General features: G+C 43.1%; 12 protein-coding genes. All 12 read left to right on the top strand.

What is annotated here, in order from left to right; translation table 11 throughout:
• Window positions 1-64 precede the first annotated feature (64 nt).
• The 12 genes from AB4Z17_RS29105 (at window position 65) to AB4Z17_RS29160 (ending at window position 9,577) form a co-directional block, all read left to right on the top strand.
• Complete coding sequence (locus AB4Z17_RS29105; protein WP_441963712.1) at window positions 65-1,501, top strand: phage major capsid protein; 1,437 nt, start codon at window positions 65-67, stop codon at window positions 1,499-1,501.
• Window positions 1,502-1,548: 47 nt separating this feature from the next.
• A complete protein-coding gene (locus AB4Z17_RS29110) occupies window positions 1,549-1,872 on the top strand; it encodes a hypothetical protein (RefSeq protein WP_441963714.1) in 324 nt (107 codons plus the stop codon).
• Complete coding sequence (locus AB4Z17_RS29115) at window positions 1,811-2,377, top strand: head-tail connector protein (RefSeq protein ID WP_441963716.1); 567 nt, start codon at window positions 1,811-1,813, stop codon at window positions 2,375-2,377. Before AB4Z17_RS29110 ends, AB4Z17_RS29115 begins: the two co-directional genes overlap by 62 nt.
• Complete coding sequence (locus AB4Z17_RS29120; protein WP_441963718.1) at window positions 2,374-2,721, top strand: phage head closure protein; 348 nt, start codon at window positions 2,374-2,376, stop codon at window positions 2,719-2,721. Before AB4Z17_RS29115 ends, AB4Z17_RS29120 begins: the two co-directional genes overlap by 4 nt.
• Window positions 2,714-3,163: an HK97 gp10 family phage protein gene (locus AB4Z17_RS29125; protein ID WP_441963720.1), complete on the top strand. Its 450-nt coding sequence runs from the start codon at window positions 2,714-2,716 to the stop codon at window positions 3,161-3,163. Before AB4Z17_RS29120 ends, AB4Z17_RS29125 begins: the two co-directional genes overlap by 8 nt.
• A gap of 4 nt (window positions 3,164-3,167) precedes the next feature.
• Complete coding sequence (gene gp17 / locus AB4Z17_RS29130; protein WP_441963722.1) at window positions 3,168-3,548, top strand: tail completion protein gp17; 381 nt, start codon at window positions 3,168-3,170, stop codon at window positions 3,546-3,548.
• 12 nt (window positions 3,549-3,560) lie between these two features.
• Window positions 3,561-4,271, top strand: coding sequence for a phage tail tube protein (locus AB4Z17_RS29135; RefSeq protein ID WP_441963724.1), 711 nt, complete (start codon window positions 3,561-3,563; stop codon window positions 4,269-4,271).
• 63 nt (window positions 4,272-4,334) lie between these two features.
• Window positions 4,335-4,682: a hypothetical protein gene (locus tag AB4Z17_RS29140; RefSeq protein ID WP_441963726.1), complete on the top strand. Its 348-nt coding sequence runs from the start codon at window positions 4,335-4,337 to the stop codon at window positions 4,680-4,682.
• 44 nt (window positions 4,683-4,726) lie between these two features.
• Window positions 4,727-5,011, top strand: coding sequence for a hypothetical protein (locus AB4Z17_RS29145; protein ID WP_441963728.1), 285 nt, complete (start codon window positions 4,727-4,729; stop codon window positions 5,009-5,011).
• Window positions 5,012-5,067: 56 nt separating this feature from the next.
• Window positions 5,068-7,635, top strand: coding sequence for a phage tail protein (locus AB4Z17_RS29150; protein ID WP_441963730.1), 2,568 nt, complete (start codon window positions 5,068-5,070; stop codon window positions 7,633-7,635).
• A gap of 11 nt (window positions 7,636-7,646) precedes the next feature.
• Window positions 7,647-7,997: a DUF6711 family protein gene (locus tag AB4Z17_RS29155; RefSeq protein WP_441963732.1), complete on the top strand. Its 351-nt coding sequence runs from the start codon at window positions 7,647-7,649 to the stop codon at window positions 7,995-7,997.
• 8 nt (window positions 7,998-8,005) lie between these two features.
• On the top strand, window positions 8,006-9,577 hold the full coding sequence (locus tag AB4Z17_RS29160) for a hypothetical protein (RefSeq protein ID WP_441963734.1): 1,572 nt from the start codon (window positions 8,006-8,008) through the stop codon (window positions 9,575-9,577).
• Window positions 9,578-9,587: the final 10 nt, after the last annotated feature.

Below are 9,587 nucleotides of genomic sequence, written 5' to 3' on the forward strand. Positions count from 1 at the left end.
CACCTAAGGTGCCGCTTTCTTTATTGCAAAAAAAACTAAACCTCCAAGGGAGAGTGTTGAATCAATGAAACAACAAGCCAAAGCTAAGAAATATCTTTTGAAATTGGATTTGCAACAATTTGCAGCAGGTGAGGACACGCTCGACGAACTACTTCAAGCGCGTGCTGAAGTGTTTGAAAAACAAACTGCTATTTTATCTCTTGCTGAGTCCGAAGGACGCGAGTTGACTGAAGTTGAGGAAGCGGAATTCGTCACTCTAGAGAAAGAATTCGGTACTTTTGAGAACAAAATCAAAGCAGCTCAAACTAAAGAGGGTCGTGCAAACACGATGGCAGCCCGCGCTGCTGCACTTAGCCAACCACAAACCGCTATTTTCCGCCCATCAGCTGTTGCCGGAGCACCCATACAAGCAGAACAGAAAAATGATGGTGGTTTTAAAAATCTCGGTGAAGTCGTACACGCTATCAGATTCGGCGACCCTAAAGGTCGTTTGAATGAATTGCCTGTCGGTCAGGGCGAGGGTGGCGGTTTTGGAGTTCCGGAAGCATTCCACGGACAATTGCTGCCTGGCAAAGTTCAAAACGAATGGTCGATGGGAGCAGGCGCTGGTGGTGGTTTCGCTGTTCCAACGCAATTTGATCCTAATGTGAAAATGATCTCTCCAGCTGCAAATATTGTACGTTCTCGCGCTACGGTTATCCCTGCCGGAGATCCACCTGATGCTAAGATCACAATGCCAGCACTTGACCAAGGCGCGAACGGCGTATATGGCGGTGTAGAAGTTGCATGGATCGCGGAGGGCGCGGAAAAGCCTGATACAAACGCAAGCTTGAAAGAAGTATCTTTGTCCCCATATGAAGTTGCAGCCACAACGGTAATCACTGACAAACTCTTGCGTAACTGGACTGCTGCTAATTCATTCATTAGCAATCTTCTAAAAGGCGCTATGGCGGCGGCTGAGGATATCGCATTCTTGACAGGTAGTGGAACAGGAAAACCCACAGGTGTTCTCGGAGCTGCTGGAGGGATTGCTGTTAAGCGTGAAGTGGCAAGCAAAATCTCATRCATCGATACAGTGATGATGTACGCTGCGTTACTTCCCGAATCTGTTTCGGGTGCGGTATGGGTCGCTAATCAATCCGCTCTCCCACAAATCATGACGCTTAAAGATGGTGCTGGTAACTTCATCTTCATTCAAGGTGATGCAACACGGGGCATTCCATCTACACTTTCGGGTATCCCTATCGTATTCACTGGAAAAACAGCCGTTCTTGGAGCTAAGGGCGATCTGATGCTTCTTGATCTCACATACTACCTGATCAAAGATGGTTCTGGACCATTTATCGCGGCATCGGAACATGTCTTGTTTAAACAAAACAAAACAGTCATCAAAGTGTTCTGGAACGTTGATGGTAAGCCATGGGTTACTGCTCCTCTGACGCTTGAAAACAAGGTGACAAAAGTTACACCTTACGTAATTCTTGACGTTCCTGGAGTATAAAAATCATGGGCGGCTTCGGCTGCCCTATTTAGATTGGGGAGACGCGTATGAAACAGTATGAAGTAATCTCTGAGTGCATCGATTTGGATGGTGAAAGGAAATATCCTGGTGATTTGTTGGAGCTTGATGATGAGCAATACATTCGAGCAAAGAATGCAGGCATTGTTGGAAATGAAATGGCGGATGATGACGAAATTGAGGGTCTTAAAAAGCTCGGCAACGGTTATTACGAGTTGCCAAATGGCGAAAAGGTTAGAGGTTTAGATAAAGCAAAAAATGCCCTGCAGAAATTGAAAGAGGGTGAGTCGGTTGCTGAAGTTGAAACAGGTGATAGCTCCGATAGTGGAGCCGGTGACGTTAAATCAGATTAAAACACAGTTAAGAATTGATCTGGATGACGATTCATTCGACGAGCAGCTTAACGAATTACTCCCAGCTGCTCGGGAATGGTGTGAAACCCATCAAAATCGAGCATATATAACGCAGACTTTTGAGCTTGCATTGGATYGTTGGCCGAATGGAAATAGCATTATACTTCCACGTCCAAAAATTCAAAACGTCGCATCAGTCAGTTACAAAGATTCCGAGGGAGTCATATCAGAGTGGCCAACTTCAAACTATGTAATTGACGACTTCTCGGAACCTGCTCGGATCATAAGAGAACGAGGTGCTTCATGGCCTAATGTTCGACTGGCAGCCACTAACGGAATCATTATGCGCTATGTGACTGGTTATGGCGATGCGCCTGAGGACATCCCAGCAAAGATTAAGCAGGCCATTGTCCTGCTTATTTGCTATTGGTTCGAAAATGGATATTGTGATCCTCCTAGAGCAGTTTACTCGCTACTTTCAGCAGACAGGATTGTTCCACTATGACATGTGCGGAGAACAAAAACTCACTGACGTTTAAGCTCAGGCACAAAATTACGATCAAGAAGCGACAACCACCACAAGATGAGTATGGAGCTAGTTTAAATGAATGGGTAACGGTAAAAACGATTTGGTCATCTAAAGAGCCGCTGCTGGGTAGGGAGTATTTCGCTGCTGAGGCAGCTCAAAGCTTAGTAGAGGTTAAATTTCGATGTCGATTTACAAAAGGTATTGAAAATGAGATGCGGGTTTACCACGGATCTGATGTTTACGATATTCTGTCAGTCATTGATGTAATGGGCCAAGGCCGCGAGCTGCTCATTTATGTAAAGCGGGTGTCTAATGGCTAGGAGAACAGACATTCAAGGTATTCGGGAGCTTCAGCAAATGTTTCAGAGGCTTGGGAAGTCACCTCAGAAAGTAGCTAACAAGGCAGCTCGAGCAGGTTCTGCAATTGCCCGAATAGATGCGAAGCAGAATGCTCCAGTAGATGAAGGCAATCTCAAAAAAGGGATCGTCATGAAAAAGGAGAGGCGCGTTAAGGCGGGCAAAGCTGTATATGACATCATGATGGACCCCGCTATGAACAACGTTTTTGTCAAAGTATCTGCTGAAGGCAAGCGATCTTATTATCCAGCATCACAAGAATACGGATTTATGACCAAAAGCGGTAAATATATTCCTGGTTTTCGTTATCTAAGAAAGTCTCTTGATGATAACGAGCAGAAAATTGAGGCCAAGATCCTTGATGTAGCCAAAACAGAAGTAACCAAAATTATGAGTAGCGGGTGAGGTAATGGAGTTTGAACCAGCATTAGTTCTCGAGCTGAGAGAAATTGAAGGTTTTTCATCGAAAATCTTTCCACTCGTGGCGACAGAGGGAGTGCCGGCGCCTTATATTGCTTATTCATCCAGCGAAGGGCTTCGAGAAAAGAATCTATCAGGTTACACCAACAGCAAGGAGATCGAAGTCGATCTTAATATAATCGCAGGAACATACAAGGAAATGAAACGATTAACAGCGTTAGTCATAGACAAGCTAATAAGTTTTGAATCAAGAGTAATTGGTAAGGAAGGCCCTTTTGTACAGGAATTGAAATATGAGAGGCCAGTCGAGTTATACGAGCCTCTTCCAAAACTTCATCGCTGTGTAATTGAATTTATTGTTCATATATGAGGAGGTTTTTTTGTGCCAAAACGTTCAGTAGGTACCATTCTGCAAATAGGTGCAAATTCCGTTGCAGGAATTAAGTCAATTAACGGATTAGATTTATCAGCAGAAACAATTGATGTTACAACATTAAGTAGCGATGGCGGATATCGTGAATTTATTGGTGGTTTTAAAGATGGTGGAGAACTAAGTATTTCAGGTTTCTTCGAACCAGGTGATACAAACGGGCAGATGGCGGTTTATTCATCTTTTCAAGCAGGATCAACGGATGCTTACAGCATAATTTTCCCTGCTTCACTCGGCGCCACTTGGACGTTTAATGGTGTTGTAACGAAATTTTCCACAAGTGCAGAACTAGAGGATGCCATAAGCTTTGAAGCAACTGTTAAAGTATCAGGAGCGCCATCCCTTGGAACAACGCCAAGTGCAGGATTGTCTGCATTATCACTTACTGGTACTGGCGGAACGCTGTCTCCTGCGTTTACTAACGCTAATTCAAACTATTCTTTCGGTAGCGTCACCGCTGCGTCGGTTACTGTAACGGCAACAGCGGCAGCTCATTCCATCAAGTTATATGTTAACGGCGTGTATTCACAAGATTTGGTTAGTGGATCTCCATCAGTTGCAATTCCTTTAACAATTAATGTAGGAAGAAAACTTACAATCATCGCGTTTGAGTCAGGGAAGGCTCAGAAGGTCTATGAAGTTGTAGTAATCAAAACTGCCTAATTAATACGGGTCCGAGCTTTCAAGTTCTGACCTGATTTTTTTATTTTGAAAGGATGATTTTTAATGGCAAAAGAAAATAAAAACGATGTTGTAATTATTAAATTAGATAGACCAAGGGAAATGCGTTTTGGACATAAGGCTTTAAAGAAAATGCAAGCAATGACAGGACTAACGATGGAGCAAGTAGTCGATGGTGATATTGGATATGAGCAGTTTGAAGCAATTATTTACTGCGGAGTGTTGGAAGATTCAAAAGACGATCCTGAACCATTGACAATTGAAAAAATGGAAGACTTGTTAGATTCAGTTTCGCCAAAATATTATATGAAAAAAATTACAGAAGCTATTATAGTATCATTCACTGAGAACGAAGAGGGAAACGAACAACCTCAAGGGAAGACGAACCAGTAGATGGCGAAAATGAGAAGCCGTTTGACTGGGGAGAATCAAAACGGATGGCTCTACGGACTGGTTTAACAATAAGCGAGTATGAGCTAATGACCCCGCGAGAGTTGAATATCCATATTGAAGAATTTTATAGTGCCAAAGAAGAAGCGGAAAAAAGTCAGGCAATGTTCACCTATATGGGCGCCTTGCTGCCACTTATGAAGAAATTCCCAACATTTGAAGATGCTTTTGGTTACAAGTTAGAAAAAGAAGAGAAGGTACCTCAAACGGCAGCTGATATGCTCGCGGAGGTGAAAAAAATAAACGCGGCATTAGGCGGCACAACATATTAAACGAAACGCGAAGGACGGAAAACCGTCCTTTTTTGTGTTTCCCGGGGGTGAAAATTGTGGCAGTAGTTAGAAACCTACTCGTTCGTGCTGGAGCCGACTTTTCGTCCCTGAGAAGGGAATTGCGTGGTGCATCGAGTGATCTCGATAAATTTAAGATAACTGTAAAAACTGCTATGGCAGGAATAGCTGCTGCTTTCTTAGTCGGAGGGCTTGGAGCAGGAGTCAAAGAAGCTGTGAAAGATGCAATGTCAGTAGAGGCTGCCCTACAACAGGTTAACCGGATGATGAGCACAAGCAGCTCTGAGTTTAGAAATTGGGCAAATGAAAATGCAATCGCCTTTGGTATCTCTAGGTCAGAAGCAGTTCGTTATGGCGCAGTATTTTCAAACTTGATAGGAACTTTTGCAAAAACCTCCGATGAAATCATGGGACAGACAACGGATATTCTTAAAGCTTCAGCGGTCATATCTGGCGCAACGGGACGTGATATGGAAGATGTAATGTTTCGTATTCGCTCAGGTCTACTCGGCAACACGGAGGCGATTGAAGACTTAGGCGTTAACGTAAACGTTGCAATGTTAGAATCTACGGAGGCATTTCGTAAATTCGCGGGCGATAAATCTTGGTTGCAACTCTCATTTCAAACGCAACAGCAAATCAGGTTGACAGGTATTCTTGAGCAGACTGCTAAAAAGTATGGTACGACAGTTGCGAAAAATACTGCTTCCGATCTTGGAACGTTTGTTGCTCATCTTAGAAATACAAAGCTTGCTCTTGGTCAAGCATTCCTGCCAATCATCAACATCGCGTTACCTGCTCTAACAATGCTTGCACAAGCGCTCTCGAATGCAATGAATATCATCGCGCAATTCACTGCAGCATTCTTCGGATACAAACCTAACCTAAATTCGCAAACTGGTGCTATTACAGGGTTGGGAAATGCTTACGAAGAAACAGGCGATAAAGCTAAAAAGGCAGCGAGTAACCTGCAAGGTTTTGATGAGATTAATCAACTGCAAGAAGATAAGGGTAGTAAAGGCGGAACTTCTCCCGATTTGTCTGCTGCAGGCTTAGGTGCTAACGCGCTAGATGATGTGAATAACGCTTTAGAAGCGGCGGCAACACGAGCTGAATTAGCAGCCAAGAGATTGAAGGAAGCACTCAAGGAGTTGTTCACTGACGCTGATAAAAAGCGTGCTACTGATGCGGTTAACGAGCTTAAAGCGTCCTTTATTAATTTGAAACAAGCTTTGGCTGGTTTCAGTGATAATAAACAGATTGGTGAGATTGGAAAAACCTTTGCTACTTTATTCAAGGATGCAGCTGTTTCGAAATTCACAGGCGATATGACGTTATTGAGCGGACAAATTGACATTGTAGCCGGTGCGCTTAAGGGGCTCGACGGTATTCTGAGTGGTGATTTTGAAACGGCCTTTGAAGGTGCCGAGGATGTCGTTCTTGGATTTTACGATACGATAAATGGCATAGCGTATATGCTCTTGCCTGTCCTAGGCGATTCGATGAAAAAAACGAAGGAAAAATTCGTGGAACAATGGAGGCTGATGAAGGCGGATATCAAAGCTTACGGTGATCCGACAAAGCTTGAAATATCTGATTTCGGCTCATTTATTCGTGATGTTCTTGCAGAACGGATGAAAGAAACCAAGGAACAAACAAGGTCTAATTGGAATGAAATGAAGTCGATTATTACAGAGGTTTGGGAAAATATTAAAGTCGGCATATCATGGGGCTCAATGAAGGAAGTTATTGGGAACGTATGGATGGCAATAAAACAAAGTACAAGCGAAGAGTGGGAAAGCATTAAAACAACAGTCTCAGGCATATGGGATAGCTTCTTAACTTTTATTAAATGGGATTCCATCAAAACAATGACCGCCAACACTTGGAATGCAATAAAAACGAACGCGGATGAATCATGGACTAGTATCAAAAAAACCGTAGCTACTCGATGGGATGACTTCAAAACTGCTATAAGCTGGAATTCTATGAAGACACTCGTTTCTAACATTTGGACGAGTATCAACACTGGAGCCGGAACATTGTGGGAGTCCATCAAACAAACCGTAAATGCCAAGTGGGATGAAATAACTCGTATCGATCTATCGGGCATCACAGATGYTTTTCGTGGAATTTGGAGAGATATGACCTTAATGACTGAAAATACATGGAATGGCATAGGTCGGACCATTAAGGACAGTATTAATTCTGTAATCGATTTGGTAAACAGTTTTATCACTCAAATTAACGACATTGAAATTAAGGTTCCGAAGGTTAAGATAGGCGATTTTGAAATTGGCGGCGCGACAATCGGTATGCCGAAAATTCCGAGGATTCCGAGACTTGCAAAAGGTGGAATTACAAACGGCGAGATGCTGGCCATGATTGGTGATAACCCAGGAGGACAAGAAGTTGTCTCTCCTCTTTCTGATCTTCTCGGAATGATCACTTCCGTTGTCAATACTGCTATGAGTTCACGAAACACTCCGCAACAACAGGGGGATATCGTAATTCAAATCGGCGGCGTTGAGGTTGCGCGGGCTATCCAGTCATATACGAAGCAAGAAAATAATCGTCTTGGAGGTTCATTTATCGTTACCACATAGGAGGGGTTGGCTTGGCTTTACTTAAAATTAATGGAGTCGATTTGCCGACTCCTTCTAGCGTGATTTGGGCTATTGAACCAATAGACAAAGCTGACAGGAATGCTAGAGGCGATTTGATAAAGGAACGTATAAATATTAAGAGGAAACTGGAATTGTCATGGGCGTATCTTCCTGCTGATGATTTAGCGCGACTGTTGACTGCTATTCTAGCAAATTTTATTTCTGTCACTTATCTTGATCCACAGTTAAATGCAAAGCGGACTGCTTCATTTTATGCTAGTCCGCCAAGTATCGAGGCTATCGATTATATCAACGATGTTATTAGATATAAAAATATTAAATTCAATATTATTGAGAAGTAGGTGGGCGCATGTATCCAACATCTCAAACATATAAAGATGCGGTCTATGCGCCGACACGCCGCGTTACCGCTCGTGTAATGTTTGATATTTCTGATATGACGGCTGAAGGTGATGTCACAAACATCACCACAACACCGGAGCTCGTCTCTATCAGTCAAAAAGAACAAATAAATAATGACATTAGGAACACGACATACAACCTCGCCACGCTCGAACAGGATCGCTTCCGGCTTGATGGATCATTTTCCTTTCCCGATTCGGTGCCTGCTAACAATGGAGAAACGGGTTTTGTGTCAAGTGTCTTATGTGGTGCTGATGGCACCTTCGCGATGCCTCAAACAATTACCATTACGTTTGGGGGGTTACACAATAGCGCAGGCGTGACAGTTACTTTTGACCAGTTAAATAACGAGTACGCAACAGACTTCAAAGCCAGTGTTTACAATGCATCAGATGTACTAATTGAGAGTGTTAACGTAACTAACAATACGCTTGTCATGTGTCCACTCTTCAGCCAATTTCAAGGATATAAAAAAGTAGTTATCACGATTAACAAATKGAGTACTGGTAATCGGAGGGTTAGGGTATCAGAGGTTGATTTCGGATTTATTGCCACTTATACCGACGATCAGCTCATAAGTTGTGATCTCATAGAAGAAATGGATCTGACTAGCGGTTCGCTACCTTCACCTGAATTCCGCTTCACGGTAGATAATAGTGACAGACTGTTCAACATCCTCAATCCCGTTGGATATGTTAAGTACTTACAGCAACGTCAAGAGGTTATTGCCGAATTGGGAGTTGAGCTTCCTAATGGATCATACGAGTATGTCCCGCTTGGCAAGTATTTGCTCTGGGAGTGGACAAGCGAAGAAGGTTCGCTAACAGCCACTTTTACATCTCGGACTAACTTGGATTTGATGGCGAATTTCAGCCATGCCAATTCGGTTATTGGGGTCAAGTCGTTGTATCAAGCTGCAGTCGATATTTTTGCTTACTGCGGAATAACGAATTATTACATTGATCCGGCTCTAATGTCGATCAATACCAACTCTCTATATAAGCTTGTCGATTGCAAATCGCTAATACAAATGGTCGCGATTACTGGGCGCTGTAACATTTTTGTTACTCGTAATAATGTGATAACTATTAAACGGGTATCGTTCGGCGCTCCAGTTGATAATGTGGATTTCGACAACATATATTCAGAGCCCAAGATTGATCTAGAACGTGTCGTTAAGCAAGTTGATGTAACGTACTGGACCGACCTTAATACGTCCGCCGTTTCTTCTGTGGCAGCTTCTGGTGTTGACATTGGTGATGTACTTAAACTTGACCAAAACACATTAATAAACACAGCAGCTCAAGCTTCTTCCGTAGCTGCTTGGATCATGGCACAGAAGCAATACAGAGCAAAATACTCCATTAATTGGCGTGGTAATCCTTCGCATGAGCTTGCAGACGTAATAGCCATTGAAAACACATACGGCGGCGACATGGACGCGATGATTACTAAAACAGAGATTAACTATCAAGGCTATCTCCAAGCTCGCACAGAGGCAAAGGGGGCGGTCAATTAATGGCATGGAT

Source organism: Paenibacillus sp. TAF43_2, from assembly GCF_052113545.1.
Taxonomy (GTDB): Bacteria; Bacillota; Bacilli; order Paenibacillales; family Paenibacillaceae; genus Pristimantibacillus.

Bases quoted from the DNA above. Each gene is read 5' to 3' on its own strand.
- AB4Z17_RS29145 (WP_441963728.1), top strand. From the start codon at position 4,727: ATGGCTCTACGGACTGGTTTAACAATAAGCGAGTATGAGCTAATGACC.
- gp17 (WP_441963722.1), top strand. From the start codon at position 3,168: ATGGAGTTTGAACCAGCATTAGTTCTCGAGCTGAGAGAAATTGAAGGT.
- AB4Z17_RS29140 (WP_441963726.1), top strand. From the start codon at position 4,335: ATGGCAAAAGAAAATAAAAACGATGTTGTAATTATTAAATTAGATAGA.
- AB4Z17_RS29125 (WP_441963720.1), top strand. From the start codon at position 2,714: ATGGCTAGGAGAACAGACATTCAAGGTATTCGGGAGCTTCAGCAAATG.
- AB4Z17_RS29120 (WP_441963718.1), top strand. From the start codon at position 2,374: ATGACATGTGCGGAGAACAAAAACTCACTGACGTTTAAGCTCAGGCAC.
- AB4Z17_RS29110 (WP_441963714.1), top strand. From the start codon at position 1,549: ATGAAACAGTATGAAGTAATCTCTGAGTGCATCGATTTGGATGGTGAA.